Source organism: Pseudoxanthomonas sp. LjRoot143 (assembly GCF_964252945.1).
Classification (GTDB): Bacteria; Pseudomonadota; Gammaproteobacteria; order Xanthomonadales; family Xanthomonadaceae; genus Pseudoxanthomonas_A.
This window is the reverse complement of sequence record NZ_CAXUPM020000001.1, coordinates 4,284,505-4,309,832: the sequence shown is the minus strand read 5'-3', so window position 1 is coordinate 4,309,832 and position 25,328 is coordinate 4,284,505. Positions and strand designations below refer to the sequence as shown.

Sequence of the window (25,328 nt, the reverse complement as noted above, 5' to 3'; positions counted from 1 at the left end):
ACGTGTTACCACATCGAACGTCCCGCCCGCTTCGCGCGAAAACCTAGCGCTTGCCGTACTTGTCGGTCACGCGCTTGTTCAATGCCCTGGTCTGTACCTTCGCGCTTGCCTTGTCGGCCAGGCGCGAGGCGAGCTTGTCGGCGGCGGCCGCGACTTCGTCGCGCAGCTTGAGGTAGTTGAGGAAGCGGCCTTCGTCAAGTTCCTCGCGCTCGATCGCGGCGCGCACCGCGCAGCCGGGCTCGCGGTCGTGCGAGCAGTCGCGGAACTTGCATTCTTCCGCCAGCGCTTCGATGTCGGCGAAGCCGCCGTCGGCCAGGTCTTCCTCGCCGGTCGGCTTCAGCTCGCGCATGCCGGGCGTGTCGATCAGGCACGCACCCGCCGCCAGCGGGATCAGCGCGCGGTACGTCGTGGTGTGGCGACCACGCGAATCGCTCTCGCGCACTTCGCCGGTCTTCATGCGCTCGTCGCCGAGCAGCGTGTTGGTGATCGTCGACTTGCCGGCGCCCGACGAGCCGACCAGCACCACGGTATGGCCGGGGTCCAGCCACGGCGCCAGTTGCGCCATGCTGTCCGGATCCTTGGCGTTGACGGTGAACACCGGCACGCCCTGCGCGGTGAGATCGGCCAGCACCTCGACCGCGTCGGCGGCGTATTCGGTGCGGTCGGCCTTGGTCAGCACCACCACCGGCTGCGCGCCGCCACCGCCGACCAGCAGCAGGTAGCGCTCGATGCGGCGTGGATTGAAGTCGGCATCCAGGCCGCAGACGATGAACACCGTATCGATGTTCGCCGCGATCACCTGCTGGTGGTAATGCTCGCCGGCGGCGCCGCGCTTGATGCCGGTGTGGCGCGGCAGCAGCGCGACGATGCGCGGACGCTTCGAGGTCGCGTCTTCCAGCAGCACCCAGTCGCCGACGGCGGGGCGTTCATGGGCGGGGAAACGGGGGCGCTGCCACTCGGGCAGGGACTCGGCCTTCACGCCGACACCGGGGGCATTCGCCACCACGTAGCCGGAACGGTGCTGCTCGATCACCCGCGCCGGGGTGGCCTGCGGGTGCGCGGCCATCGCCTCGCGCCATGCGCTGTCCTCCGGTTCCCCCGTGTACGGCCAGCCAATGGACCGCAGAAGGGTGACGTCGGACACAGGCAGGACGGGGGTTTCGGACATGGCGCGCATTCTAGACGGGCCCTGAAGCCAGCGGGGCCGGGCAGGCTAAATATCCGTTAAGCTGGCCCTCCTCTCACTTCCAGCCCTCCTGCGGTCGCCGCCATGTCCACCCCGCCCGTCAAACCGCTCGCCACGCGCGAACGCCTGTCCGAAGTCCGCTACGAGATCCGGGGCGAACTGGCACGGCGAGCTCGGGAGCTGGAAGCGCAGGGGCAGAAGCTGATCAAGCTCAACATCGGCAACCCGGGCGCGTTCGGTTTCCGTGCGCCGGAACACCTGCAGCGCGCGATCGCCGACGACATGGGCCGCACCGATCCGTACACGCACCAGCAGGGCCTGCCCTCCGCGCGCGATGCGATCGCTGCGGCGTACGCCAAGCGCGGCACGCCGGATGCGCACCCGGACCGCGTGTTCGTCGGCAACGGCGTGTCGGAACTGATCGATCTGTCGCTGCGTGCGCTGCTCAATCCCGGCGACGAAGTGCTGGTGCCCTCGCCCGACTACCCGCTGTGGTCGGCCGCCACCATCCTCAACGACGGCCGCCCGGTCTATTACCGCTGCGATCCCGACAACGACTTCCAGCCCGATCCCAACGAGATCGAGCAGCTGATCAGCTCCCGCACGCGCGCCATCGTGCTGATCAACCCGAACAACCCGACCGGCGCGACCTACTCGCGCGAGCTGCTGGAGCGCATCGTCGCCATCGCGGCCAAGCACCGCCTGCTGCTGATGGTCGACGAGATCTACGACCAGGTGCTGTACGACGGCGCCACGTTCGTGCCGGTCGCGCCCCTCGCAGGCGACGTGCCGTGCATCACCTTCAGCGGCCTGAGCAAGGTGCACCGCGCCTGCGGCTGGCGCGTCGGCTGGGGCGTGGTGTCCGGCCACGGCGACGTGGTGCGCGACTTCCTGCACGCGATGGACCTGCTCAGCGCGCTGCGCCTGTGCGCCAACGTGCCGGGCCAGTACGCGATCGATGCCGCGGTGAACGGCCCCGACACCATCAGCGCGCTGTGCGCACCGGGCGGCCGCCTGTACGAAACCCGCCGCGCGGTGATCGAGGCCTGCGAGGCCAGCCCGCACCTGGACCTGGTGAACCCGGCCGGCGCGCTGTACGCGTTCCCGGCGGTGGTCGGCGACGCGGCCAAGAACTTCGACGACCACGCGTTCGCGCTGGAACTGATGGAAACCGAGGGCGTGCTGGTCGTGCCGGGCTCCAGCTTCAACGTGCCCTACCGCCACCACTTCCGCGTCACCCTGCTGCCGGAAGCGGCGACGATGCGCGAAGTCTTCGCCCGCATCGACCGCGCCCTCTCGCGTCGCGCCGAGGCCGCCACCAAGGTCGTGCCGATCAAGGGCAAGTCGCGGCCAGCGGCGGCGTAAGCCGCCCTGCTGTTGCTCGAACGTAGGAGCGACGTAAGTCGCGACCGCACGTCATGACGCACCGGTGAAGCCCCATCGGACGACCCACAGCGAGCCCCCCTGTGATGTATCGCGGATGATCGATGCTTTCACGGCCGCCCAGCTTTGCGGTCGCGACTCACGTCGCTCCTACAACAAGCCGGAAGGGCGCATCATGCGCCCATGACCACCATCGCCGCCCCGCACACCATCGCCCTCACCACCGAGCTGCGCTACCTCGCGCTCGGCGATTCCTACACCATCGGCGAAGCGGTGGACGAAGCCGGCCGCTGGCCGATGCAGCTGGCGCGCCTGCTGCGGATGGAAGGCGTGCTTGTCGGCGACCCGCGCATCATCGCCACCACCGGCTGGACCACCGACGAACTGGACGCCGCGATCACCGCGGCGGAACCGCTGGGCGAGCACGACTTCGTCACCCTGCTGATCGGCGTGAACAACCAGTACCGCGGCCGCGACGTGGAGGAATACCGCACGCAGTTCGCGGCGCTGGTGTGGCGTGCCATCGGCTTCGCCCGCAACCGGCCCGGGCGCGTGCTGGTGCTGTCGATCCCCGACTGGGGCGTAACCCCGTTCGCCGCTCAGTCCGGTCGCGACACCGCGCAGATCGCCCGCGAACTCGACGCCTACAACCTCGCCGCGCGCGAGGTCTGCGCGCAACGCGGCGTCGCCTTCGTCGACATCACCCCGGTCAGCCGCGCACGCGGTGGCGAGGCCGCGATGCTCGCCGACGACGGCCTGCATCCGTCCGCCGCGATGTACACAGAATGGACGCGCCTCGCGTTCCCGGTCGCGCATCACCTGCTGGCGTAGCGTGCGCCGTGCGCACGACGCGCGCTACGCGGCTTGCATCATGGTTAGGCGGCGCACGCGGACGATGTAACCGCCCGACGTAATTGGACCCAGTATTTGAATGCCATGAGACAGGAGATCGGGTAGCCAACTATCCACAGCGGATTTACAAGCGAAAGAATCAAGGGGCGACGCAACCAACAGGAAACCTTTTTCTCTGCTTCAGGAAAGTACCAATCCGGAAGTGTCATGCCGAGAAGCAGGAAGGCAAGAGTCGTCTCGACTGCGAATGCGCCGCAGGTCTCCCAGAACACAGCGCGATTGAACTCGGGCATGTCCTCGGGCTGAGCTGAAATCTCATTGCCAAAGCGCTGGAAGTCCTGGTCATCCAAGCCGATTTCAGTCCACGCGTAGGACATTGCCTCCCAGATCTTCTCTCGGTTCAAGCGGAACTCCCTTGCCGCCTAACGGCTATTTGCATCATCCACTCGATTTGACTCTCCAGGCAACGCAGATTCCGGATGGGCGGCGGTGGCACCCTCATCCATAGCTGCGCGCCACCCCGTATCGAGTACGGGGCGGGCTCTTATCCCGGCGGGAGAAGGATTCAAGCCGCAACGCCCAACGCATCACGCACGAGTTCCTCATCCGGCAACACCGTGCGATACCCCTGCGCGTCCAGCCATGCCAGCAACTGCCCCAGGATCGCAAGGTTGTGCCCGTGCGCCGCGCCCTCGTGCAGCAGCACGATGGCGCCGGGGGCGATGCCGCCGGTGATGCGCGCCAGCACCTTGTCGGGCTGGCAGTCGACGCCGTCGAAGCCGCGCGCGCTCCATGCCACGCGGGTCAGGCCGTGGCGCTTCAGCGACAGGCCGACGAAGGGATTGGTCATGCCCACCACGCTGCGGTACCAGCGCGGGGTCTCGCCGGTGATCGCGGTGAGTATCGACTGGCTGCGGCCGATCTCGTCCTCCAGCGCGCCCGGGCCCAGTCGCCAGAAGCGCGTGTCCGGATGCGTGGCGCTGTGGTTGCCGATGCCATGGCCGCGGTCGCGGATGGCCTGCACCACCGCCGGCTGCGCCGCCGCGCGCTCGCCGACCAGGAAGAAGGTCGCCTTCGCCCCGTGCCGATCCAGCAGGTCGAGCATCGCGGCGGTGTCGGCCGAGGGGCCGTCGTCGATGGTCAGCCACACCACGCGTTCATCGGTGGGCAGGCGCGACAGGGCGGGACAGAACAGGGTGGCGCGCGGATGCAGCGTGGCCCAGACCACCGGCAGGTGGGTGGCCAGCATCGCCGGCAGGCCGATCCGCCAGCCGTACTGCCACCACAGCCACGCCACGGCCACTTGCGACAGCGCCAGCAGGCCCAATATCAGTCCGGGACGGCGCGGCGGACGATGCAGTGTTCCTGTCGTGCTCATGCCCCATGATGCCACGGGGCGTAAAATTCCCTTCCGCTTGTCCTTCACGCTTACCGGTGCCTGACCATGTCCCTTGATCCCGCCCTGCGCTCGCGCATCGAATCCCTCCTGCAGTCCAACCGCGTGGTGCTCTTCATGAAGGGCCAGCCGACCATGCCGCAGTGCGGCTTCTCGGCCAAGGCGGTCGGCGCGCTGTCGGCGCTGGGCGTGGACTACGCACACGTCAACGTGCTGGCCGACCAGGAAATCCGCGAGGGCATCAAGGTCTACGGCGATTGGCCGACCATCCCGCAGCTGTACATCGACGGTGAACTGGTCGGCGGCAGCGACATCATCGAGCAGATGACCAACTCCGGTGAGCTGGCCACCGTGCTGGGCCTGGCCGCCCCCGACCGCACGCCCCCGGCGATCACGATCACGTCTGCCGCTGCCGAGATGCTGCAGAACGCCGTGGCCGACGCCGGCCCGGGCGCCGCGCTGGCGCTGTCGATCAACGCGCAGTTCCAGCCGAACTTCCAGCTGGCGCAGTTCGACGCCAACGCCATCGCCGCCGAATCCAACGGCGTGCGCGTGCAGTTCGACATCGCCAGCGCGCGCCGCGCCGACGGCATCACCATCGACTGGGTCGACGACATCCGCGGCAAGGGCCTGGCCATCGACAACCCCAACGCGCCGAAGCCGGTGCAGGCGCTGTCGCCGATGGACGCCGATGCGAAGATCCGCGCCAGCGAGGTGCTGCTGGTCGACGTGCGCCCGGCCGACGAGCGCGCGCTCGCGGCGGTGAAGCTGCCCTTCAAGACCTTCGACGGCGCCGGTCGCAGCGAGCTGGAAGCCCTGCCGAAGGACACCGCCCTGGCGTTCCTGTGCCACCACGGCGGTCGCAGCCAGCAGGCCGCGGAAGAGTTCCGCGCGCTCGGCTTCTCGAACGTCTACAACGTCACCGGCGGCATCCATGCCTGGGCCGACGACGTGGACGGTACGATCAGCAAGTACTGATCACAAGCGACACACGGGAAAGCGGGCCTCGGCCCGCTTTCTTTTTGCGTGGCGGACAGGGTGTGCGCTCCGTAGGGTGGGCCTTGGCCCACCATCGCGGGCCTCGATCACGGTTGAACTTCCGGGATTTCGTCAAAGACCGCGACCACGACACATGGTAACGGCGGGCCAAGGCCCACCCTACATCAGCCCTTGAAGCCGCCCGCCGCCAGGTAGTCGCGCTCTTCCTGCGTGGAGGTGCGGCCCATCGCCTCGTTGCGATGCGGGAAGCGGCCGAAGCGGGCGATCAGGTCGTAGTGCAGCTGCGCGTACTTGAGGTATTCGTCGTTGCCGGTGGCGCGGAACAGGTCCATCGCGCGCTGCTGGTCGTCCAGGGTTTCGGAGTGTTCGTACGGCATGTAGAAGAAGATCTTCAGGTCCGGATCGACCTGCGCATCGAAGCCGGCTTCGATGGCGCGATCGGCGTAATGCCGTGCCAGGCCGTCGGTGGCGTAAGAGTGCGCGCTCTGGCGGAAGCAGTTGCGCGGGAACTGGTCCAGCAACAGGATCAGCGCCAGCGCGCCTTCGGCATCGCCCATCCAGCCTTCCAGCTCGCGCCGCGCCGCGCGGAAGTGCAGCCCGCGGAAGCGCTGGTCGAACTCGGCATCGAACGCATCGTCGTTGGCGAACCACTTCTCGTAGCCGGCGTTCTTCCAGAAGGTGATGACGTCACTGGATTCGTTCATGGTGTTACCTTCGGTTCGTATGAAGTATCAGACGGCGTCGCCCTGCGTGCCCGGTGGGCGAACCCGAGCACCATGCTACCGGCCAACAGCGTGGGAAGACCGTAGACGAGGCCAACATGGACCGCCGCCATCTGGGCCGTGCCCTCGAAGTCCTCCGGCGAGCGATTGAAGAACAGGATGGCGCACAGGGCACAGACAAGCAGCCCCGCCGACACGGTCATCCCTCCGATGACGCGCAGGGCGATGACCCGCCTCGTGCGCCACCTGGATGCGTCGCTGGATGCGTTCATCGATCCGGAATGACGTGCCCGATGCGCCAGAGCACGCCGGTCGGATCGATGAGGGTGAAGTCGCGGAGGCCCCAGGGCCGATCGTCCGGCGGACTGACGCGGACGGAGAATCTCCCGACCACACCCGACGCTTCGACGTTCCGGTGCCAGTCGTCCGCGTTCGCGACCAGCAGGTGCATGACGAAATTCTCCGCATGCTCGCGCAGGTAGAACTGCGACAGCAGGAACGCCGTCTTGCCGTGATGGATGTAGGCCAGGTCGTCCGACTCCATCGATACCCCGAAGCCCAGCGCCTCGTAGAACGCGATGGATTCGGCCAGATCCCGCGCGGGAACAAACGCCTTCATCTCGATCGTTTCAAGGTTCATGCGATCTGTCCTGCAGGGCTGACCCTCGGGGCGGACGAGGCAGGCTCCCTCGACGGGGCTAGTGGGCCGCCGGTATCCCGGCGAGGATGGCGGCGATGTCCGACCATTCCGGATCGTGCTCGACGGAGATGTCCATGAAGTCGTTCTCCGGCACCAGCGCCTCCATGGCATCGACGTCCGTCGCGTAGAGGATCCAGCGCCGCTCCCCCAGACCCGTGCTCCGCGCCGCATTGAGAAACACACGTCGCTCGGGGTCCCATTCGCGGATGTCGTCTTCCAGATGGTTCAGCGCGGTCAGGTCATCCTCGTAGAGAGGCAGGCCCTTCTCGTTTTCTTCGTAGGCGACCACGATCGTGATCCGCTGCGGGAACGCCGCCCGCACATGGGGCGGCGGAAGCGCGGGAATGACGCCGACGAAATGCGGACGATCTTCCGTCAATGAGCGGAGGAGAAGCCACTTCTCGCTATCGCTGTTCGCTGTGTCGGACGGCATGGACTCTGTCACCTATCGTTGCTCCGCGGCTGGTTTGGTCGGCGCGGCCGTGCCCCGCTCCAGGACCTGCAGTGTAGGGAAGAACTCCGCATGCTGGCGGTAATCATAGGCGCCACCTGCGGTCGCGGCCGCGATGCGTGCGCAGGCGGCCGTGGTCACTTCGCCTTCGGGGAACATCGCGCGCAGCGCGGTGGTGGCGGCGCCGGTGAATTCGGCCTTGCGCGCATCCGCGAACGCCTTGCCTTGCGCCGCACCCCCTGCCGCAGCGACCGCATCCGTCAGCATGAGCACGCGCTGCAGCGAGGGCTCCAGGTAGCGGTGGTTGCGCTGCTGCCAACCCTGCAGCGCGGCACGCGCCTGGCTGCCGGCCTCGCCTTCGTAGGTGCCGCACTGTTTGCCCAGGGCTTCCAGCAGGGTGAGGCTGGTGGTGATGGCGAACCCGGCGGCGGCGTTGCGGGCTTCGGTCTCCACCGGCGTCTCGGCCGCCACTGCCGTGCTTCCCAGCGACATGGCCAACGCCATGCCGATCCAGCGCTTGCGCTTCGTGTGGTCCTGCATCCTTGTCTCCTCAGGGGTCTTCCGGTGCGTCCATCTGAGCGAAGGCCTCATGAAGCTCGCGTGCACGGCCCTCCCTGGGCCAGCCCGTGACGGTCGCCACGACCCTTCCTTCGCGCATGAAATAGAACACCGGTGTCGCCCAGCTGTCGAACTGCGGCCAATCATCCATCGCCACCGCGTAGCTCAGGCGCGCGCCGGGATGCGCACGATTCCACGCCTGGATATCGCGCAGGTCGAGTGACCCGTTGGGCGGCGCAAGCCACAGCGCATCACCCAGCCGTGCGGACAACACGGGGTCCGCCTCGATCGCGGCGATGGCGCGTTGCGAGAACCCGCAGCGCGGGTGCGACAGCACGACGATACGCAGCACGTCCTGTTCGACGGCCTGCGCGGACAACGCCTCGGCGTCGTCCGCCGGACGCCACACCACGACACGGCCTGCTCCGGCGGCATCCGCAGTGGGGATCGCTGGCAATACCTGCAGCTGCAAGCCGGGATGCATGCGTGCCAGCGCATTGGCGGCGTCGAACTGACGCGTCACCACCCAGGCACGGTACAAATCACGGCGATGCTCGTCGGTCAGCGTCGACCGCGCATCCAGGGACAGCGCGGTCCTCAGCAGCAGCACCGCATGCGCCGGTCCATGCGCGTAGAAGACGACGCGGCTGGCAGCCTGGAACAGTTCCTCCAGCTCCTCGTCGGAGGCGACCGCCAGACGCTCCGGCGCATAGACCGCCGCGAGATCGCGATCGAAGGCCTCCGTCATCCGGCGGGCGCGCTCGCGGGCGTCGTCTCGTGTCGACTCTTCTATGTCTTTGAGCTGTTTGTGGTGCGCTTCGATAGAAACGGACCCGGCAGGGGTCTCCGTGGACGTTTCGGCTGCGGTTGCTCCCAAGGATGCGATCAGGACGACCGCAGAACCCATCCGTAGAACCAGCTTTCCTAGCTTCTGCATCGACCAGCTCCTTGTCAGAGCCTTCATGGTGTCAGCGCCGATGTTTAATCGAGATGATGGCATCGAGAACATGGGCCGTAGCAACAGCCCCTCAACCAGAATCGCTCGGCAGAGTGTTAACCCGATCAATCAACGGGATTTCATCTTATGCTGATCATGAGCGACCAGGAACTCATCCGCACTAGCGCGAGGGTATGCCGTGTACGTTACCACCAGCATTATCCAGCGAGTGTTTCAGATCTTCCATAACGAAAAACTTGCTACGGCCTACACGATAGAAAAGGGACATCGGCAGTATTTGGTCTCTGCCTCACACACCTTCGACGGCTCTCCCGACATCACTTCTTTGCTCATCTATCGTAGGGACAACTGGGTTCGCGTACCTGTCACCGTAGTGTTTAACGCCGATAGCCGGTCCGCAGACACCATAGTTTTCCTACTTGATGAAGATATTTCGCCAAGGCATCCAATTTCACTCAACCCGGCCGGCTTAATCATCGGCACATGGGCGTATTTCTTGGGATATCCGCGTGGAATGCGAACCAGTGATCGCGGCATCAATCGTGGCTATCCGCTTCCTTTCGTGAAAGCCGCTCTCGTGTCAGCAACGGACTTTGAGCGGCACGGATTCAACACGCTCTTTCTTGATGGCCACAACAACAAGGGATTCTCAGGAGGTCCCGTTGTGTGGTCACCTCCAAACAAGCCCAGCGATGTCCGCATAGTAGGAACGATCTCAGGCTATGTTGTCGAGCATCCAATACACGGAACAACCAAGGAAGAATTATCCCAGCATGAAACTAATGCTGGGATAATTGAAGCCTACTGGGTTAGAGATTTGCTCGAGAAATTGCCGTAGCTCACTCATCGAACCGCAGATGCCGTACCGACTTCCCGTTGCGGCGGATCAGCTTCAGCGCTTCGATGCCGACGGTGATGTGGTTTTCCACGAACGAGGAGCTGACCTTGGCGTCGCTGGCTTCGGTCTTCACGCCTTCGGGAATCATCGGCTGGTCGCTGACCAGCAGCAGCGCGCCGCAGGGGATGCGGTTGGCGAAGCCGGCGGCGAACACGGTGGCGGTCTCCATGTCGATGGCCATGCAGCGCATCGCGCGCAGGCGCTCCTTGAACGCCAGGTCGTGTTCCCACACGCGGCGGTTGGTGGTGTAGACCGTCCCGGTCCAGTAGTCGTGGCCCAGGTCGCGGATCATCGTGGACACCGCGCGTTGCAGCGCGAATGCCGGTAGCGCCGGCACTTCCGGCAGCAGGTAGTCGTTGCTGGTGCCCTCGCCGCGGATCGCCGCGATCGGCAGCACCAGGTCGCCCAGCTGGTTCTTGCGCTTCAGCCCGCCGCACTTGCCGAGGAACAGTACCGCCTTGGGCATGATCGCCGACAGCAGGTCCATCATCGTGGCGGCGTTGGGGCTGCCCATGCCGAAGTTGATCATGGTGATGCCGTCGGCGGTGGCGCTGGCCATCGGCCGGTCCAGGCCGACGATGGGCGCGCCGGTCAGCTGCGAAAACACGTTGAGGTAGCCGCCGAAATTGGTCAGCAGCACATGCTCGCCGAACTGGTCCAGGGGTACGCCGGTGTAGCGCGGCAGCCAGTTGTCGACGATCTCGTTCTTGTCCTTCATCTTGCCCTCGTTGCGTGCCTGCGTTCGTCCCGCGACGCCGCACGGCACAGGAGCCGCGCGACGGACATCGGGGATCCCCCGATGGTGGCATGGAATTGCCTTCCTTTAGTTTCGTCCCTGAACGGGGAAAGGGGAATGGCATTGGGCAAACGAGCACGCAGGGGACGAAGGCGGACGGCGGACGCCGGCGGAGACAGGCACGCCCTTGTACAGCGCGCCTGGCAGGACTGAGCCGGCTTCCGCGAACCGCCCATGGACCCCGGCACACCCCCTTCCCCCGGTGATCCCGCCTTCCTCAGCGACGACGACATCCGCCTGAGGCTGGATTTCCTCGATCTCGGCAGCGCCGACCGCGACCGCCTGCTGCAGCTGTGGGACGTGGTGCAGGCCAGCGAGAGCGCCAACATCGACCGCTTCTACGCGCAGGTGGGGGCCTTTGCCGAGACCGGCGCGTACATCCGCGACTGGCAGCAGCTGCAGCGGCTGCACCACGCTCAGAAGCGCTACTCGCGCGACCTGTTCACCGCCCATGTCGACCGCCAGTACGTGGAGAACCGCTGGCGGATCGGCGCGGTACACCACCGCATCGGACTGGAACCGCACTGGTACCTGGCCGGCTGCAGCACGCTGCTGACCGCGATCATGGATTCGCTGAAGCCACTGTTGCGCGAGGACCCGGAGTTCCATGCGCAGGCGTTGAAGTCCACCATCAAGCGGCTGTTCTTCGACATCGGCGTGGTCATGGATGCCTACGTGTCGGCCGACCGCAAGGCATTGTCGGACTCCACCGCTTCGTTGCGGGAAAGCGAGTCGCTGCTGTCCGAGGCGCACGACCTGGCGCAGCTCGCCCGCTGGGAACTGCTGCTGCCGGAGGGGCGCCTGCATTGCTGTGCACGGGCGCGCGAGATGCTGCGCACCGAGGAACTGCTGGAGTGCGGCGGCTATGAGCACCTGCGCCGCTGGGTGCATCCGCTGGACCGCCCGGCGCTGGACGCCGCCTTCGCCACTGCGGTCGCCAGCGGCATCGCCTACGACGTGCGCTACCGCGTCGAGGGCGACGGCCACCCGCCGCGCATGCTACGCGAGCGTGGTCGCGCCCTGGCCGATGTCCATGGCCACGGCAAGCGCGTGGTGGGCACTATCCAGGACATCTCGCACCAGGTGTCGCAGCTCTCGCGCATCGAACAGCTGGCGCTGTACGACGACCTCACCGAACTGCCGAACCGCGCCCACTTCTATGCGGAACTGGAACGCCTGATCACCGATGCGGCCGCGTCCGGGCGGGTGTTCTCGGTGTTGTTCATCGACCTGGACGAATTCAAGGACATCAACGACACCAAGGGCCATACCACCGGCGATGCGGTGCTGGTCGAGATCGGCCGCCGCCTGCGCGACGAACTGGACACCGGTCAGCACGTCGCGCGCCTGGGCGGCGACGAATTCGTGGTGCTGGCGCCGGGCACGCGCACGAAGACGGCCCAGGCCATCGCGCGCCGGCTGAACGACGCGATCACCCAGCCGATGACCATCGGCGGCACGGTGTTCGGGCTGAAGGCGAGCATCGGCATTTCGGTGTATCCGCAGGATGGCGCCAGCAGCGAACTGCTGCTGCGCAACGCCGACACCGCGATGTACGAGGCCAAGCGGTCGCGCCTCACCGTGGGTACCTATCACCCCGACATGAGCGCGCGGCTGGAGCGCCGCGTGCAGCTGGCCGACCGCCTGGAACGTGCACTGCGCGACGGCTCGCTGGAGCTGCACTACCAGCCGCAGGTCGCCATCGCAGACGGCCGCTTGGTCGGCGCCGAGGCGTTGCTGCGCTGGCGCGACGCGGTGCTGGGGCAGGTGAGCCCGGACGAGTTCGTACCGCTGGCCGAGCATCGTGGCCTGATCCAGCCGCTCGGACGCTGGGTGATCGCGACGGCCTGTGCGCAGTTGCGCGCCTGGGATGCGGCTGGCCTGTCGCTGCCGGGCCGGCTGGCGATCAATCTATCGCCGCGGCAGTTCGACGAGCCGGAGATGGCCGGCCTGCTGATCGAACAGATCGCCGCCGCAGGACTGCAGCCCCAGCGCTTCGACCTGGAGCTGACCGAGAGCGGGCTGATGGCCGATCCGGACGCGTCACTGGCGACGCTGTCGGAACTGAAGTCGGCGGGCTTTTCATTGTCGCTGGACGACTTCGGCATGGGCTACTCGTCGCTGGCGCACCTGAAGGGTTTTCCGCTCAACCGGCTCAAGCTGGACCGCACGTTCGTGCGCGGCATGCTGGAGCACCGCCACGACTACGCCATCGTGGTGGCGACCATCGCCATGGCACGCAGCCTGGACCTGCAACTGACCGCCGAGGGCGTGGAAAGCGCCGCACAGGCCGACGTGCTGCTTTCGCTCGGTTGCGGGCAGGCGCAGGGCTTCCTCTTCGATGCCGCGCTTTCGCCGGCCGACTTCGCCGCACGCTGGCTGATGCCGGCACGCGCGCAGGACGGTCAGCCCTCTTCGGTCAACGCATAGCCCTGCCGCCAGCGCAGCGCGGCGCACTGCAGGGCGGCGGCGCTGTCCAGCCCGAGCTTGTGCTTGATCTTCTCGCGGTGGCTTTCGACGGTCTTGACCGACAGCGCAAGATCGCGGGCGATTTTCGCGGGCCCCGCACCGGCGCCGATATGCAGGAATACCTCGCGTTCGCGCGGCGACAGCGGCAGGTGCGCCTGCTGCCAGGTGCGCTGCGCCAGGCAGCCGCCACAGCGGTCGCGCTCGAAGCAGGCCAACGTGCATTCGGCCACGGTCAGCAACAGCTTGCGCGCGCTGGCTTCCGCGTCGGATTCGCTGAGCATGCCGCAGGCGGTCATCCGCCCAGGCAGCGGCGCCATGCCGACATGGTCGCGTGCGGTGACCAGGACGGTCTTGCAGGGCGATACATGCAACGCCGCGCCGATCTCGCGCACCTGGGCAGGATCGATCAGCAGCAGGTCGAACGGCGTCTCGCGCACGCACTCGCGCGTGCTGCGCGCATGGGCGCTGACGTGGATGTCGAAGGGCTTTCCGCTGGTTTCCAGCAATCGCACCAGCCCGTGCTGCACCAGTGCCTTGTCGACGGCCACCAACACCTGCGATGCACGCGCGGGAGTGGTCTTCTGCGCCCCCTTGCCCGGGATGCGCCGCGCAGGCGTGGCGCGGGGCGGCGAAGACGACCGGACGGGCGCTGGCATGTCGATGGAGGCCTGTCGGAGCGAGCGCGGAATATAGCAAGCGGCCGCGCCGCATCGCATTCGACCTGTGTCGTAGGGGGCACGCAGCGGGCACCGCGCACTTGGCAAGGTGGCGCACGGGCGGTTAGGTTTCGGGTCTCTTTCAGGGGACACATCCATGCGACCCACCTTGCTGGCCGGGCTCATCCTGGCTTCGCTGGGCAGCAGCGCACTTGCCGCCGCGCCCACTTCCCGCTTCACCCAGGACCCGTATCCGAGCACCTACCGTGCGCTCGCTTCCGGCCCCGTGCTGCTGGCCAACGCCACCGTGCTCACCGGCACCGGCGAACGCCTGGACGGCGCCGACGTGCTGCTGGCCGACGGCAAGGTGGTGGCGGTGGGTCGCGGCCTGTCCGCCCCCGAGGGCGCCACGCGCATCGACGCGACCGGCAAGTGGGTGACGCCGGGACTGATCGACGTGCACTCGCATCTGGGCGTGTACCCCAGCCCCGGCGTCAAGGCGCACAGCGACGGCAACGAGATGACCGCGCCGGTGACCGCGAACGTGTGGGCCGAGCATTCGATCTGGGCGCAGGACCCCGGCTTCCACACCGCGCTGGCCGGCGGCGTGACCTCGATGCAGATCCTGCCCGGCTCGGCCAATCTGGTCGGCGGCCGTGGCGTGACGCTGAAGAACGTGCCGTCCACCAGCTACCAGGGCATGAAATTCCCCGATGCGCCATGGGGGCTGAAGATGGCCTGCGGCGAGAACCCCAAGCGCGTCTACGGCGGCAAGGCCGGCCCGGCCACGCGCATGGGCAACGTGGCCGGTTACCGCGCGGCCTTCATCGATGCCAGCGAGTACCTGAAGAAGAACGCGCCCAAGCCGCAGCAGCCGAAGAAGAAGCGCTGGTGGGAGCGTGCGTCCGGCGACGACAAGGCGGACAGCGGCGGCGACAGCGGCGGCAAGCGCGACCTCAAGCTGGACACGCTGGCCGGCGCGATCAATGGCGAGATCCTGGTGCACATCCACTGCTACCGCGCCGATGAAATGACCACGATGCTCGACCTGGCGAAGGAATTCGGCTTCAAGGTCGCGGCGTTCCACCACGGCGTGGAGGCGTACAAGCTGGCCGACCGGCTGGCGCAGGACGGCGTGTGCGGTGCGCTGTGGGCCGACTGGTGGGGCTTCAAGATGGAGGCCTTCGACGGCATCCAGGAGAACATCGCACTGGTCGATCGTCCGGCGAACAGCTGCGCGATCGTGCATTCGGATTCGGACGAAGGCATCCAGCGCCTGAACCAGGAAGCGGCGAAGGTGATGGCGAACGCGCGTCGCGCCGGCATGGGCGAGATCGCACCCGAACGCGCGATCCGCTGGGTGACCAGCAACGCGGCGAAGTCGCTGGGCATCGCCGAGCGCACCGGCACGCTGGAGGCCGGCAAGATGGCCGACGTGGTGGTGTGGAACCAGAACCCCTTCAGCGTGTACGCCAAGGCCGAGCAGGTCTACATCGACGGCGCGCGCATCTACGACCGCAACGATCGGAGCAGGCAACCGGTGTCGGACTTCATGCTGGGCCAGGAGGTGATGCCATGAGCCGCATTCATGATCTTTCCTCCCGTCATCCCGGCGCAGGCCGGGACCCAGCGACTTCCGATGGGCGTCGCGGTACTGACAGCAGGAGGCACTGGGTCCCGGCGTTCGCCGGGATGACGGTGAGATCACTCGCCGTCGCAATCGCACTGGCCTCGACCTCGTTCACCGCCCTCGCCCAGGACATGCTGATCCGCAACGCCACCGTGCATACCGCCGGCGCGCAGGGCACGCTGCAGAACGCCGACGTGCTGGTACGCAACGGCATGGTGCACGCGGTAGGCAGCGGCCTGACCGCGCCGGGCGCGACGGTGGTGGAGGCCAACGGTCGCCCGCTGACGCCCGCGCTCTTCGGTGGCATCACCGAGATCGGGCTGGAGGAAGTGTCGGGCGAGTCGTCCACCGTGGATGCATCGGTGACCCTGCAGGACCAACCGATGCGGCCGGAGTTCGACGTGACGCTGGCGTACAACCCGGCGTCGGTGGTGATTCCGGTGTCGCGCGTGGAGGGCATCGGCTTCACCCTGCTGGCGGCATCCACCGGCGGCTCCTTCATCGCCGGCCAGGGCGGCGTGATGCGACTGGACGGCAGTGCCGATCCGGTCGGCCCGCGCGCACTATTCGTGCGACTGGGCAGCGGCGGTGCGGAACTGGCCGGCAAGTCGCGCGCGGCGCAGTGGATGCTGCTCGACCAGATGGTGGCCGAGGCGCGCGGTCGCGTGCCGGTGGATTCGCCGCATGCGCTGCTGACGCCCGCGGGCCGCGCGACGCTGGCGCGCTACCTGGCCGGCAACGGACGCATCGTGGTGCAGGTGAACCGCGCGGCGGACATCCGCCAGTTGTTGCGCTGGTCCCAGCGCGAGAACGTGCGCATCGCCATCGCCGGCGGTGCCGAAGCGTGGAAGCTCGCACCGCAACTGGCGCAGGCGAAGGTGCCGGTGTTCGTGGATGCGCTGGCGGACCTGCCGGCGGACTTCGACCAGATCGGCGCCACGCTGGAGAATGCCGCGCGGCTGGATGCCGCCGGCGTAAGCGTCAGCTTCTCGCAAGCCGGCGACGCCTCGCACAACGCACGCAAGATCCGCCAGCTCGCCGGCAATGCGGTGGCCAACGGCCTGCCGTGGGAAGACGGCCTGGCCGGCCTGACGCGTGTACCGGCGGAAACGTTCGGCGTGGGCGACCGCGTGGGCACCATCGCGCCGGGCAAGCTGGCCGACCTGGTGCTGTGGACCGCCGATCCGCTGGATGTATCGAGCACCGCGGAGCAGGTCTGGCTGGGTGGCCGCGCGATGCCGATGCGCTCGCGCCAGACCGAGCTGCGTGATCGCTACCTGCAGCCGTCCGGCCCGCTGCCGCGCGCGTATTCGAAGTAGCGGCGCGGCGGTATCAGTCCACGGAGGCGCCTGCGGGCGCCTTCGTGCTGTCCGCGGCCTGGCAGGGCGCTTCCTCGGCGACGACGCGATCGCCGCCGGCGCGCTTGGCCGCGTACATGGCCTGGTCGGCGCGCGCGATCAGCGCAGCGACCGTATCGCCGCCACGCGCCTGCGCCGCGCCGATGCTGGCGGTGACGTAGACCGCCACGCCATCCACCCGCGCGCAGTCGTGGCGGATGCGTGCGGCGACTTCCTCGCCGACGCGGACCGCCGTGTGCAGTTCGACGCCGGACAGCACCAGCACGAACTCCTCGCCCCCCAACCGGCCAAGCTGGTCGCCGTACTGGAACTGCTGGCTGACCACGCGCGTGACCGCGCGCAGGCAGGCATCGCCCACGGCATGGCCGTGACGGTCGTTGACCTGCTTGAAGTGGTCCAGATCGATGAAGAGCAGCGACACCGGGATGTGTTCGCGCTGCCGTTCGATCAGTGCCCAGTCCAGGCGATGCTCGATCGCGCCGCGGTTGAGCACGCCGGTCAGGCCATCGCGCTCTGCGTGCGCCTTGGCGCTGTCGCGCTCGCGGCGGAAGGTCAGCATGCGGTCGGCCAGGCCCAGCGCCAGCACGACCGCCGTGAACGCGAGCATCCATGGCACGCCGTATTCCAGCCAGGGCTCGGCACGTTCGCCGCCGCTGAAGCGCAGCGCACGCCACATGGTGAACACCAGCGTCGGCACCCATGCGATCAGGACGTAGGCCGCATGCACCTGTCCCCGCCACCAGGCCACCATCAAGGTGACCAGAGCGATGGCGTTGGTCAGCAGGAACAGCGCGTTGGCGACGTCGGGGAACCAGGCCTTGTCCGCAGGCCAGGGCGACAGCAGCAGCACCAGCGTCAATCCGCAGCCGTACACGCCGACCAGCCGCATCAGGAACGCCAGTCGTGGCGTGACCTGGCGCAGGCCTGCGTAGTCCAGCCACAACAGAACCAGCAGGACAGTCGCCAGCGATCCCGAAAACCAGATGCCCTGCGCGCCGAACTGCGCCAATGCGGACAGCCCGGGCCAGGCGTAGGCCTCGCCGTACGAGCACATCGCGTACAGCAGCTGGAACAGCATGGCGCCGGCGTACAGCCCATAGACGCGCTCGCGCAGCATCGCCCAGAACAGCAGCACCACCAGCGACACGCCCACCACCATGCCGATGGCCGGCAGCACCAGTCGCACGTGCCAGAGATCGGCGGCGGCGTAGGCGGGTGCGGATTCCACCGCGACCCGCAGCGGATAGCGCGCGCCTTCGACCTTCACGTCCACGGGTCCGTCGCCGGTCAGCGGGAACACCAGCCCACGCCGGCTGTATTGCGGATCGAGGTCGGGGCTGAACATGTCCTGGCGGCGCGGCGCCCCCCCGCTGTGAGCCTGCACGGTCACGCGGGCGGTGTACGGGTGATAGAACACCAGCACCGGCTCGACCACGCCGGGCGCCGGATACACCCGCCACTCACCGTTGCCGACCACGCGCACGCCGACGGCGCCGCTGTCGAAGCGACGTTCCGAAAACAGTCCTGCACGCTGTCCGGCCTGCTGTTCCAGCGCCAACGGCTGGGTGCGGTCGATCCGCGCAATGTTCTCCCCGTGCGCGCCGCCCGCCGGCAGCAGGGCCAACAGCAGCAGCCAACACCACCACCGCTGCGTCATGTCACCCCTTCCCTTGGCGGCGAGTGTCGGGCCGGGCCCGGCATCGGACAAGCCCGATTTCGATAGTTTTGTGACTTGAAGCACATAAATTATGGGCCTGTACCCCGGGAAGGATCTGACGGGGCACGCGTTTTCTCCCATTGCTCAAGTCACAAAAAGGTGACGTACCGCACACTTCATGCGCTTATCCAGCGACTTGGCTGCCGTTCTCCGCTAGTTTTCCGGAGATAGATACAAATGCGACGAATGCCGGGAGGGGCTAGATGCGCATTGGGATAGTCGTTGATTCGGCGTGCGACCTGCCGCTGGAGTTCCTGGAGAAGCACAACATCGTGATCCTGCCGATCACGGTGCGCATCGGCGAGGCCGTGCTGGCCGACCATCGCGACGAGCAGGCGACGCTGAGCTTCCTGCATGCGCACGTGGCGGAACGTGGCCATGAGGCCGAGACCACGCCGTTCACCGTCAACCAGATCCGCGACCTGTTCCTGGGCCGGCTGGTGATCGACTACGACCACGTGTTCTGCATGACGATCACCAAGACGCGCTCGCCCATCCACGAGAACGCGATGCAGGCCAGCTTCGCCATCCTCAACGACTACAAGCCGGTGCGCCAGGCGGCGGGCCACAACTCGCCGTTCGCGCTGCGCGTGATCGATACGCAGAACCTGTTCGCCGCGCAGGGCATCACCGCGGTGGAAGCCGTGCGCATGCGCGACGCTGGCGCCAGCGTGCAGCAGATCCGCGTGCGCCTGGAAGAGCTGGCCCAGAACACGCACGGCTATATGATCCCGCGCGACCTGTACTACCTGCGCAACCGCGCGCGCACCAAGGGCGACCGCAGCGTCGGCCTGCTCAGCGCCGCGCTGGGCAGCGCACTGGACATCAAGCCGGTGCTGTACGGCCATGCGGGAAACACCGAGCCGGTCGCCAAGATCAAGGGCTTCGAGAACGCGGTGGAGCAGATGTTCAAGTTCACCGGCAACCGCGTGATGGCCGGCCTGATGACGCCGACCGTCTGCCTGAGCTACGGCGGCGAGCTGTCGGAGCTGCGTGCCCTGCCCGGCTACCAGCGCCTGCGCGATGTCTGCGAGAACAACAAGGTCGAGGTGTTCGAAAGCGTCATGAGCCTCACCGGCATGGTCAACGTGGGCAAGGGAGCCGTGGTCGCCGCCTTCGCCGCACCACCGGCCCCGTTCAAGGTGGCATAACGGCGGGATAACACGCCGTGGATAACGCTATGCCCCAGGTTTCTGCCGGGGGTGCCATGGCCGTCCGTTACTACATCAGCCTGCCGGATCCCGGCCGCGCGCGCGGCGGCGATCCGGCTTTCAGTTTCGACGCGCATGGCGCGGAGGAATTCGCCGCACAACTCCAGCACGCGTTGCGCACCAGCCACCTGTTCGACCGCTGGCGCGCCCGCCAGGAAGACCCCGATGAAGTCGACCCCGGCCTCGGCGTGGTCGACGACGGCGCGACGGTGAACGGACGTCAGGACGACCTCAGCATCCTGCTGGTGGCCACGTCATCCATTCCAGGGCAGGTCCTCAAGCACCGCCTTCGCCTGCTGGCGGGGCACGCGTGGGAGCTTCGTGACGTCTCCGCCGCGTGAGCGGGATGCGCCTGCCCGTGCTGCTCGCCTGGAGCGGCGGCAAGGATGCGGCGTGGACGCTGCACACCCTGCGCCAGCGCGATGATGTCGAGGTGGTCGGCCTGCTGACCACGGTGACCGAAGACTACGACCGCGTCTCGATGCAGGGCATCCGCCGCAGCGTGCTGCATGCGCAGGCGCACGCGACCGGCCTGCCGCTGCTGGAAGCGATGATTCCTGCCCGCTGCACCAACGACGACTACGAGCGCGCGATGACGGAGGCGCTCGCCCGTGCGGCGCAACGCTGGCCGGCTCTGCGCACGATGGCCTTTGGCGACCTGTTCCTGGACGACATCCGCGCCTACCGCGTGCAGAACCTGGCGAAGATCGGCTGGGACGTGATGACGCCGCTGTTCGGCGCGGACACCGCCGCGCTGGCACGTGAGATGGTCGAGGGCGGCCTGCGTGCGCACCTGTGCTGCGTGGATACGCAACAGCTGGAGGCGCGCTTCGCCGGCCATGCCTTCGATGCCGCGCTGTGGGACGCCTTGCCGGCAAGCATCGATCCCTGTGGCGAGAACGGCGAGTTCCACACCTGTGTTTCGGCCGGCCCGATGTTCGATGCGCCGCTCACGCTGACGCAGGGCGGCACCGAACTGCGCGACGGGCGCTTCGCCTTCACCGACTTCGAGCTTGCGGATGCCTCGTAGGGTGGGCCTTGGCCCACCATCGCCATCCCGCACACATCGACGATCAGGATGGCGGGCCAGAGCCCGCCTTACGCGTTCAACGCCTTCGCGTGGTGCGCGATGTGCTCACCGATGAAGCTGGCAATGAAGTAGTAACTGTGGTCGTAGCCGGGCTGCAGGCGCAGCGTCAGCGGATGGCCAACGGCGTCGGCCGCGGCTTGCAAGAGTTCCGGCTTAAGCTGGGTCTGCAGGAACTCGTCCGCATCACCTTGGTCGACCAGCAGCGGCAACCGCTCCGATGCGCCGCGCACCAGTTCGACGGCATCGTACTGCTTCCAGCTTTCGCGATCGGTCCCGAGATATGCACCGAACGCCTTCTCGCCCCACGGCACCTGCGACGGCGCGACGATCGGCGAGAACGCAGAAACACTGCGGTAGCGGCCCGGATTCTTCAGTGCGATGGTCAGCGCGCCATGTCCGCCCATCGAGTGTCCGCTGATCGCGCGCGCATCGGTCACCGGAAAGTGCGCTTCGACCAACGCCGGCAGCTCATGGACGATGTAGTCGTACATGCGGTAGTGGGCGGACCACGGCGCCTGCGTCGCGTCGACATAGAAACCGGCACCCTTGCCCAGGTCATAACCCTCGGCGTCGGCCACCGCTTCGCCACGCGGACTGGTGTCGGGCGCAACGAGGATCACGCCGTGCTCGGCGGCGTACCGCTGCGCGCCGGCCTTGGTGATGAAATTCTGTTCGGTGCAGGTCAGGCCCGACAGCCAGTACAGTACCGGGAGCTTTCCGCCTTCGGCCTGCGGCGGCAGATAGACCGCGAAGCGCATCGTGCAGCCGAGGCTTTCCGACGCATGTTCGTAGACGTCCTGCCAGCCGCCGAAGCAGGCGCGGTGCTCGATGCGCTCGATCGTCATGTCAGGCAACTCCCGTTGCGGGTGCGAGACGGATCTCGAAGGTCTTCAATGCAGACGCATCGCCTTTCGTCTCGATGCGCGATGCCTCGGCAAGCAGCCGGATCCGGGACGCGTAGAACACCTCGGGAAGATCCTCGTACTCGTCCGGGGCCGCGATCATCACGCCTGCGGTGATGAATCCCGCCTTCTTCCACTCCCGACCCAGCGACGACAGGATCGCCCGATCGATCTTCTGCAGATCGTGCTCGCCTAGGCGTGCAATCGCATCGCGCGCGTCCTGATCAAGGGAGATGCCATCCATCGTCGCGCCCGGCATCGCGTCCGGGGCCGTCTTCTGCAAGGACATCGTCATCTCAGTAGTGCACCACGCTGCGGATCGACTTGCCTTCATGCATCAGGTCGAAGGCCTCGTTGATGCCGTCCAGCGGCATGGTGTGGGTCACGAACGGAGCAAGTTCGATGTCGCCCTTCATCGCATCCTCGACCATGCCCGGCAGCTGCGAGCGGCCCTTCACGCCACCGAACGCCGTACCCATCCACTTGCGCCCCGTCACCAGCTGGAACGGACGCGTACTGATTTCCTGGCCCGCACCGGCGACGCCGATGATGACGCTCTGGCCCCAACCGCGGTGCGCGCATTCCAGCGCGGCGCGCATGACGTTGACATTGCCGATGCACTCGAACGAATGATCGACGCCCCAGCCGGTCATCTCGACGATGACCTGCTGGATCGGCTTGTCGAAGTCCTTCGGGTTGACGCAGTCGGTGGCGCCGAACTGCTGCGCCATTTCGAACTTCGACGGATTCGTGTCGATGGCGATGATGCGGCCGGCCTTGGCCTGGCGCGCGCCCTGGATCACCGCCAGGCCAATGCCGCCCAGGCCGAACACGGCGACCGAATCGCCTTCCTGCACCTTCGCGGTGTTGTGCACGGCGCCGATGCCGGTGGTCACGCCGCAACCCAGCAGGCAGACGTGCTCCGGGTTGGCGTCCGGATTGATCTTGGCGAGCGACACCTCGGCGACCACGGTGTATTCGCTGAAGGTCGAGCACCCCATGTAGTGGTACAGCGGCTGGCCTTCGTAGGAGAAGCGCGAGGTGCCGTCCGGCATCACGCCCTTGCCCTGCGTGGCACGCACCGAGGTGCACAGGTTGGTCTTGCCGCTCTTGCAGAACAGGCATTCGCCGCACTCGGCGGTGTACAGCGGAATAACGTGGTCGCCCGGCTTCACGCTGGTCACGCCTTCGCCCACCTCGACGACGATGCCGGCGCCCTCATGGCCCAGCACGACGGGGAACAGGCCTTCCGGGTCGTCGCCCGACAGCGTGAACGCATCGGTGTGGCAGACGCCGGTGTGGGTGATCTTCACCAGCACCTCGCCCTTCTGCGGCGGGGCGACGTCGATCTCGACGATCTTCAGCGGTTCGCCTGCGGCGAAGGCGACAGCGGCACGGGATTTCATGGGGGCACTCCTGCTTACTTGAGATAGGAACGGACCAGCGCGACGGCGGCATCGATGCCGGCCTCGCGCTGTTCGGGGGTCGAGGCCGGATGCGCGAACTCCTCGCGCAGATGGCTTTCCAGGATTTCCGACATCAGGCCGTTGACGGCGCCTCGCACCGCGGCGAGCTGCTGCAGCACCGGCGCGCAGTCGGCGCCTTCTTCCAGCGCGCGCTCCAGCGCATCCAGCTGTCCGCGGATGCGTTTTACGCGGGTGAGCGCCTTCTTCTTGTCGGCGGGAGCGTGCGGCATGTCGTCGACCCAGATAGTGGGGGGTAGTATAATGGCACGATCCCGGCGCAGCAAAGTCCGGCAGCAGCCCCGACTGACGAAAGCCCCGGCAGACCCACGTTCGCGAAGCTAGCGGGGGAGGTGCGAACGGATCAGATTGACCGTCTCGGCAAGCTGTCCGGCAGAGGCCAGGACCCGCGCCCGACGCTCCATATCGCCACCCTGATCGTGTGGCGCCCCCCTCTGGCGGCCGGCGCCGTCGAATGTGGCGAGCTGAGGGGGTCCGATTCCCCAGTCGCTGCCCGGCTGCCGTGGCACGACATGGAAATGGAAATGCGGCGTTTCCTGCCCGCTGTAGACCCCATTGTTCTGAAACGTAAGGAGTCCGAGGGGCTGGTACGTCCTGACGAGCGCCGCAGCGACCCGTTTTGCCGAAACCAGTATCGCGCTGCATTCCTGGTCGGAAAGCTCGAGCAGTGTGGCGACATGCCGTCGCGTGATGACGCAACACTGGCCAACCTCGAACTGCCAGGAGTTGATCACGGTGAGCGTATGTTCGCTCTCCTCTATGATCTTCCACCCCTCTTCCCGTGCCGCCACGCAAAGGTCGCACGGATGCCTGACGGGAAGTTCGATCATGCCCTTCTCCTGTCCCACCGACTGACCGGCGCCAGCGCGATTGTAGGTCCCGCACCGGTTCGGCGACGAAGGCAGACGCGAACCCTTCCCGTTGCCTTCCCCGCAGATGAGACACTGATACACGTGAGTGAACGCCCGCCCTGCATCGATGGAGTGGCCGCCAGCACGTTGCAGCTGCCTCCCGGGGCATGGACGACGGTACTGGACTGTCTGTGTGCGCGGTTTCCAGCGGTGCCGCGCGCGCAATGGGTTGAACGAATGGCGCGCGGACGGGTCCTGGACAGCGCCGGCGGGGCCGTGACGCCGTCAACCGCGTACCGCGCGGGCCTCGAGGTCCACTACTACCGCGAAGTGGCGGACGAGCCGGCGATTCCGTTTGACGAGGTCATCGTGCATGCGGACGACCATCTGCTGGTGGCCGACAAGCCCCACTTCCTGCCCGTGACGCCCGCTGGCCCCCATGTCCATGAAACCCTGCTGGCGCGGCTGATCCGTCGTACCGGCAACCCTGCGCTGACGCCGCTGCACCGCCTCGATCGTGAGACGGCGGGACTCGTGCTGTTCTCGACCAATCCGGATAGCCGCGCGCGTTACCAGGCATTGTTTCGTGAGCGGAGGATCGAAAAGTCCTACGAGGCAGTCGCACCGCCGCTGCCGGATCTTGCGTTTCCGTACACGCACGCCAGCCGCCTGGTCACCGGCGAGCCATTCTTCCGGATGCAGGAAATCGAGGGGCCGGCAAACAGCGAAACCCGGATCGATGTCCTCACGCACGGCGAGCGGCGCTGGCACTACGCGCTGAAACCGGTCACCGGCCGGAAGCATCAGCTGCGCGTGCACATGGCCGCGCTGGGAGCACCGATCGCCAACGACCCGATCTATCCTGCCGTGCAGCACCGCGCCGCCGGGGACTATTCGTCGCCGCTGCAGCTTCTCGCGACGACGCTCTCGTTCAACGACCCCCTCAGCGGCAGCGAGCGACGCTTTTCAAGCGGCTTCCGTCTCCGGACATAGGCCGCGACGTGCCAGGCATCCTTCCTCGGCAGCCGTCGTCGTCCCTACGCGATCCAAACAGGAAGGGC

At 67.0% G+C, this 25,328-nt stretch carries 28 protein-coding genes; 11 read left to right on the top strand and 17 right to left on the bottom strand.

The features are described 5' to 3' along the window. Nucleotides 1-43: 43 nt before the first annotated feature. Nucleotides 44-1,168, bottom strand: coding sequence for a ribosome small subunit-dependent GTPase A (rsgA, locus tag ACSQ1W_RS20665; protein WP_436045908.1), 1,125 nt, complete (start codon nt 1,166-1,168; stop codon nt 44-46). 102 nt (nt 1,169-1,270) lie between these two features. On the opposite strand from rsgA, the gene ACSQ1W_RS20660 reads away from it, so the two are divergent. Together ACSQ1W_RS20660 and ACSQ1W_RS20655 are read left to right on the top strand one after the other, a co-directional pair. After that, nucleotides 1,271-2,551, top strand: a complete 1,281-nt coding sequence (locus tag ACSQ1W_RS20660) for a pyridoxal phosphate-dependent aminotransferase (protein ID WP_436045906.1) — start codon at nt 1,271-1,273, stop codon at nt 2,549-2,551. Between the two features lie 201 nt (nt 2,552-2,752). Continuing rightward, the gene (locus ACSQ1W_RS20655) at nt 2,753-3,400 is read left to right on the top strand and encodes an SGNH/GDSL hydrolase family protein (RefSeq protein WP_436045905.1); all 648 of its coding nucleotides are present in this window, start codon (nt 2,753-2,755) and stop codon (nt 3,398-3,400) included. A gap of 44 nt (nt 3,401-3,444) precedes the next feature. Here ACSQ1W_RS20655 and ACSQ1W_RS20650 read toward each other — a convergent pair whose 3' ends face one another. Together ACSQ1W_RS20650 and ACSQ1W_RS20645 are read right to left on the bottom strand one after the other, a co-directional pair. After that, complete coding sequence (locus ACSQ1W_RS20650; protein ID WP_436045903.1) at nt 3,445-3,825, bottom strand: hypothetical protein; 381 nt, start codon at nt 3,823-3,825, stop codon at nt 3,445-3,447. Between the two features lie 161 nt (nt 3,826-3,986). Then, entirely contained in the window at nt 3,987-4,814 is an 828-nt protein-coding gene (locus ACSQ1W_RS20645; RefSeq protein WP_436045901.1) for a polysaccharide deacetylase family protein, read from the bottom strand. A 51-nt stretch (nt 4,815-4,865) separates the two neighbouring features. On the opposite strand from ACSQ1W_RS20645, the gene grxD reads away from it, so the two are divergent. Then, nucleotides 4,866-5,795 (top strand): Grx4 family monothiol glutaredoxin, encoded by a 930-nt coding sequence (gene grxD, locus ACSQ1W_RS20640; RefSeq protein WP_436045899.1) that lies wholly within the window; start codon nt 4,866-4,868, stop codon nt 5,793-5,795. 185 nt (nt 5,796-5,980) lie between these two features. On the opposite strand, the gene ACSQ1W_RS20635 is transcribed toward grxD, so the two are convergent. Genes ACSQ1W_RS20635 through ACSQ1W_RS20610 form a run of 6 tightly spaced genes read right to left on the bottom strand, consistent with a single transcriptional unit; the run spans nt 5,981 to nt 9,256 of the window. Beyond that, nucleotides 5,981-6,520 (bottom strand): DUF924 family protein, encoded by a 540-nt coding sequence (locus ACSQ1W_RS20635; protein WP_192274343.1) that lies wholly within the window; start codon nt 6,518-6,520, stop codon nt 5,981-5,983. Continuing rightward, nucleotides 6,517-6,810 (bottom strand): hypothetical protein, encoded by a 294-nt coding sequence (locus tag ACSQ1W_RS20630; protein WP_192274342.1) that lies wholly within the window; start codon nt 6,808-6,810, stop codon nt 6,517-6,519. The genes ACSQ1W_RS20635 and ACSQ1W_RS20630 overlap by 4 nt, the downstream gene beginning before the upstream one ends. Then, the gene (locus ACSQ1W_RS20625; RefSeq protein ID WP_192274341.1) at nt 6,807-7,178 is read right to left on the bottom strand and encodes a VOC family protein; all 372 of its coding nucleotides are present in this window, start codon (nt 7,176-7,178) and stop codon (nt 6,807-6,809) included. Before ACSQ1W_RS20625 ends, ACSQ1W_RS20630 begins: the two co-directional genes overlap by 4 nt. Before the next feature lie 58 nt (nt 7,179-7,236). Next, the gene (locus ACSQ1W_RS20620) at nt 7,237-7,671 is read right to left on the bottom strand and encodes a DUF695 domain-containing protein (protein ID WP_436045896.1); all 435 of its coding nucleotides are present in this window, start codon (nt 7,669-7,671) and stop codon (nt 7,237-7,239) included. Between the two features lie 12 nt (nt 7,672-7,683). Then, a complete protein-coding gene (locus tag ACSQ1W_RS20615; protein ID WP_436045894.1) occupies nt 7,684-8,229 on the bottom strand; it encodes a hypothetical protein in 546 nt (181 codons plus the stop codon). A 10-nt stretch (nt 8,230-8,239) separates the two neighbouring features. Beyond that, entirely contained in the window at nt 8,240-9,256 is a 1,017-nt protein-coding gene (locus ACSQ1W_RS20610; RefSeq protein WP_436045892.1) for a hypothetical protein, read from the bottom strand. Between the two features lie 127 nt (nt 9,257-9,383). On the opposite strand from ACSQ1W_RS20610, the gene ACSQ1W_RS20605 reads away from it, so the two are divergent. Continuing rightward, nucleotides 9,384-10,043, top strand: a complete 660-nt coding sequence (locus ACSQ1W_RS20605) for a trypsin-like peptidase domain-containing protein (RefSeq protein ID WP_436045890.1) — start codon at nt 9,384-9,386, stop codon at nt 10,041-10,043. Between the two features lies 1 nt (nt 10,044). Here ACSQ1W_RS20605 and ACSQ1W_RS20600 read toward each other — a convergent pair whose 3' ends face one another. Continuing rightward, complete coding sequence (locus ACSQ1W_RS20600; RefSeq protein ID WP_192274337.1) at nt 10,045-10,821, bottom strand: AMP nucleosidase; 777 nt, start codon at nt 10,819-10,821, stop codon at nt 10,045-10,047. Between the two features lie 252 nt (nt 10,822-11,073). Here ACSQ1W_RS20600 and ACSQ1W_RS20595 point away from each other — a divergent pair, with 252 nt between their 5' ends. Further along, nucleotides 11,074-13,329, top strand: coding sequence for a putative bifunctional diguanylate cyclase/phosphodiesterase (locus ACSQ1W_RS20595; RefSeq protein ID WP_436045887.1), 2,256 nt, complete (start codon nt 11,074-11,076; stop codon nt 13,327-13,329). Here ACSQ1W_RS20595 and ACSQ1W_RS20590 read toward each other — a convergent pair. After that, the gene (locus ACSQ1W_RS20590) at nt 13,305-14,024 is read right to left on the bottom strand and encodes a response regulator transcription factor (RefSeq protein WP_436045885.1); all 720 of its coding nucleotides are present in this window, start codon (nt 14,022-14,024) and stop codon (nt 13,305-13,307) included. The genes ACSQ1W_RS20595 and ACSQ1W_RS20590 overlap by 25 nt on opposite strands. 157 nt (nt 14,025-14,181) lie before the next feature. Between ACSQ1W_RS20590 and ACSQ1W_RS20585 the strand changes: the two genes are divergently transcribed. Next, entirely contained in the window at nt 14,182-15,603 is a 1,422-nt protein-coding gene (locus ACSQ1W_RS20585) for an amidohydrolase (RefSeq protein ID WP_436045883.1), read from the top strand. A 182-nt stretch (nt 15,604-15,785) separates the two neighbouring features. Then, on the top strand, nt 15,786-16,973 hold the full coding sequence (locus tag ACSQ1W_RS20580) for an amidohydrolase family protein (RefSeq protein ID WP_436046265.1): 1,188 nt from the start codon (nt 15,786-15,788) through the stop codon (nt 16,971-16,973). Between the two features lie 13 nt (nt 16,974-16,986). Here ACSQ1W_RS20580 and ACSQ1W_RS20575 read toward each other — a convergent pair whose 3' ends face one another. Beyond that, entirely contained in the window at nt 16,987-18,669 is a 1,683-nt protein-coding gene (locus tag ACSQ1W_RS20575; RefSeq protein WP_436045881.1) for a GGDEF domain-containing protein, read from the bottom strand. 263 nt (nt 18,670-18,932) lie between these two features. Here ACSQ1W_RS20575 and ACSQ1W_RS20570 point away from each other — a divergent pair, with 263 nt between their 5' ends. Genes ACSQ1W_RS20570 through ACSQ1W_RS20560 form a run of 3 tightly spaced genes read left to right on the top strand, consistent with a single transcriptional unit; the run spans nt 18,933 to nt 20,970 of the window. Beyond that, the gene (locus tag ACSQ1W_RS20570; RefSeq protein ID WP_436045879.1) at nt 18,933-19,880 is read left to right on the top strand and encodes a DegV family protein; all 948 of its coding nucleotides are present in this window, start codon (nt 18,933-18,935) and stop codon (nt 19,878-19,880) included. 56 nt (nt 19,881-19,936) lie between these two features. Further along, a complete protein-coding gene (locus tag ACSQ1W_RS20565; RefSeq protein ID WP_192274457.1) occupies nt 19,937-20,281 on the top strand; it encodes a hypothetical protein in 345 nt (114 codons plus the stop codon). Nucleotides 20,282-20,286: 5 nt separating this feature from the next. Further along, nucleotides 20,287-20,970 (top strand): ATP-binding protein, encoded by a 684-nt coding sequence (locus ACSQ1W_RS20560; protein WP_436045877.1) that lies wholly within the window; start codon nt 20,287-20,289, stop codon nt 20,968-20,970. 68 nt (nt 20,971-21,038) lie between these two features. Here ACSQ1W_RS20560 and fghA read toward each other — a convergent pair whose 3' ends face one another. The 5 genes from fghA to ACSQ1W_RS20535 form a co-directional block, all read right to left on the bottom strand. Further along, on the bottom strand, nt 21,039-21,869 hold the full coding sequence (gene fghA, locus ACSQ1W_RS20555) for an S-formylglutathione hydrolase (RefSeq protein WP_436046263.1): 831 nt from the start codon (nt 21,867-21,869) through the stop codon (nt 21,039-21,041). A 7-nt stretch (nt 21,870-21,876) separates the two neighbouring features. Beyond that, the gene (locus ACSQ1W_RS20550; RefSeq protein WP_436045875.1) at nt 21,877-22,221 is read right to left on the bottom strand and encodes a DUF3658 domain-containing protein; all 345 of its coding nucleotides are present in this window, start codon (nt 22,219-22,221) and stop codon (nt 21,877-21,879) included. Between the two features lie 7 nt (nt 22,222-22,228). Then, entirely contained in the window at nt 22,229-23,338 is a 1,110-nt protein-coding gene (locus ACSQ1W_RS20545) for an S-(hydroxymethyl)glutathione dehydrogenase/class III alcohol dehydrogenase (protein ID WP_436045873.1), read from the bottom strand. 14 nt (nt 23,339-23,352) lie between these two features. Then, complete coding sequence (frmR, locus tag ACSQ1W_RS20540; protein ID WP_192274328.1) at nt 23,353-23,628, bottom strand: formaldehyde-responsive transcriptional repressor FrmR; 276 nt, start codon at nt 23,626-23,628, stop codon at nt 23,353-23,355. A 108-nt stretch (nt 23,629-23,736) separates the two neighbouring features. Beyond that, a complete protein-coding gene (locus ACSQ1W_RS20535) occupies nt 23,737-24,246 on the bottom strand; it encodes an HIT family protein (protein ID WP_436045871.1) in 510 nt (169 codons plus the stop codon). A gap of 123 nt (nt 24,247-24,369) precedes the next feature. Between ACSQ1W_RS20535 and ACSQ1W_RS20530 the strand changes: the two genes are divergently transcribed. Further along, on the top strand, nt 24,370-25,260 hold the full coding sequence (locus ACSQ1W_RS20530) for an RluA family pseudouridine synthase (protein ID WP_436045869.1): 891 nt from the start codon (nt 24,370-24,372) through the stop codon (nt 25,258-25,260). The last annotated feature ends 68 nt before the right edge of the window (nt 25,261-25,328 follow it).

Coding starts and splice junctions, on each gene's coding strand:
- rsgA (WP_436045908.1), bottom strand. CDS start 1,168: ATGTCCGAAACCCCCGTCCTGCCTGTGTCCGACGTCACCCTTCTGCGG.
- ACSQ1W_RS20660 (WP_436045906.1), top strand. CDS start 1,271: ATGTCCACCCCGCCCGTCAAACCGCTCGCCACGCGCGAACGCCTGTCC.
- ACSQ1W_RS20655 (WP_436045905.1), top strand. CDS start 2,753: ATGACCACCATCGCCGCCCCGCACACCATCGCCCTCACCACCGAGCTG.
- grxD (WP_436045899.1), top strand. CDS start 4,866: ATGTCCCTTGATCCCGCCCTGCGCTCGCGCATCGAATCCCTCCTGCAG.
- ACSQ1W_RS20635 (WP_192274343.1), bottom strand. CDS start 6,520: ATGAACGAATCCAGTGACGTCATCACCTTCTGGAAGAACGCCGGCTAC.
- ACSQ1W_RS20630 (WP_192274342.1), bottom strand. CDS start 6,810: ATGAACGCATCCAGCGACGCATCCAGGTGGCGCACGAGGCGGGTCATC.
- ACSQ1W_RS20625 (WP_192274341.1), bottom strand. CDS start 7,178: ATGAACCTTGAAACGATCGAGATGAAGGCGTTTGTTCCCGCGCGGGAT.
- ACSQ1W_RS20620 (WP_436045896.1), bottom strand. CDS start 7,671: ATGCCGTCCGACACAGCGAACAGCGATAGCGAGAAGTGGCTTCTCCTC.
- ACSQ1W_RS20615 (WP_436045894.1), bottom strand. CDS start 8,229: ATGCAGGACCACACGAAGCGCAAGCGCTGGATCGGCATGGCGTTGGCC.
- ACSQ1W_RS20610 (WP_436045892.1), bottom strand. CDS start 9,256: ATGTTCTCGATGCCATCATCTCGATTAAACATCGGCGCTGACACCATG.
- ACSQ1W_RS20600 (WP_192274337.1), bottom strand. CDS start 10,821: ATGAAGGACAAGAACGAGATCGTCGACAACTGGCTGCCGCGCTACACC.
- ACSQ1W_RS20595 (WP_436045887.1), top strand. CDS start 11,074: ATGGACCCCGGCACACCCCCTTCCCCCGGTGATCCCGCCTTCCTCAGC.
- ACSQ1W_RS20590 (WP_436045885.1), bottom strand. CDS start 14,024: ATGCCAGCGCCCGTCCGGTCGTCTTCGCCGCCCCGCGCCACGCCTGCG.
- ACSQ1W_RS20585 (WP_436045883.1), top strand. CDS start 14,182: ATGCGACCCACCTTGCTGGCCGGGCTCATCCTGGCTTCGCTGGGCAGC.
- ACSQ1W_RS20580 (WP_436046265.1), top strand. CDS start 15,786: ATGCTGATCCGCAACGCCACCGTGCATACCGCCGGCGCGCAGGGCACG.
- ACSQ1W_RS20575 (WP_436045881.1), bottom strand. CDS start 18,669: ATGACGCAGCGGTGGTGGTGTTGGCTGCTGCTGTTGGCCCTGCTGCCG.
- ACSQ1W_RS20570 (WP_436045879.1), top strand. CDS start 18,933: ATGCGCATTGGGATAGTCGTTGATTCGGCGTGCGACCTGCCGCTGGAG.
- ACSQ1W_RS20565 (WP_192274457.1), top strand. CDS start 19,937: ATGGCCGTCCGTTACTACATCAGCCTGCCGGATCCCGGCCGCGCGCGC.
- ACSQ1W_RS20560 (WP_436045877.1), top strand. CDS start 20,287: ATGCGCCTGCCCGTGCTGCTCGCCTGGAGCGGCGGCAAGGATGCGGCG.
- ACSQ1W_RS20550 (WP_436045875.1), bottom strand. CDS start 22,221: ATGTCCTTGCAGAAGACGGCCCCGGACGCGATGCCGGGCGCGACGATG.
- ACSQ1W_RS20545 (WP_436045873.1), bottom strand. CDS start 23,338: ATGAAATCCCGTGCCGCTGTCGCCTTCGCCGCAGGCGAACCGCTGAAG.
- frmR (WP_192274328.1), bottom strand. CDS start 23,628: ATGCCGCACGCTCCCGCCGACAAGAAGAAGGCGCTCACCCGCGTAAAA.
- ACSQ1W_RS20535 (WP_436045871.1), bottom strand. CDS start 24,246: ATGATCGAACTTCCCGTCAGGCATCCGTGCGACCTTTGCGTGGCGGCA.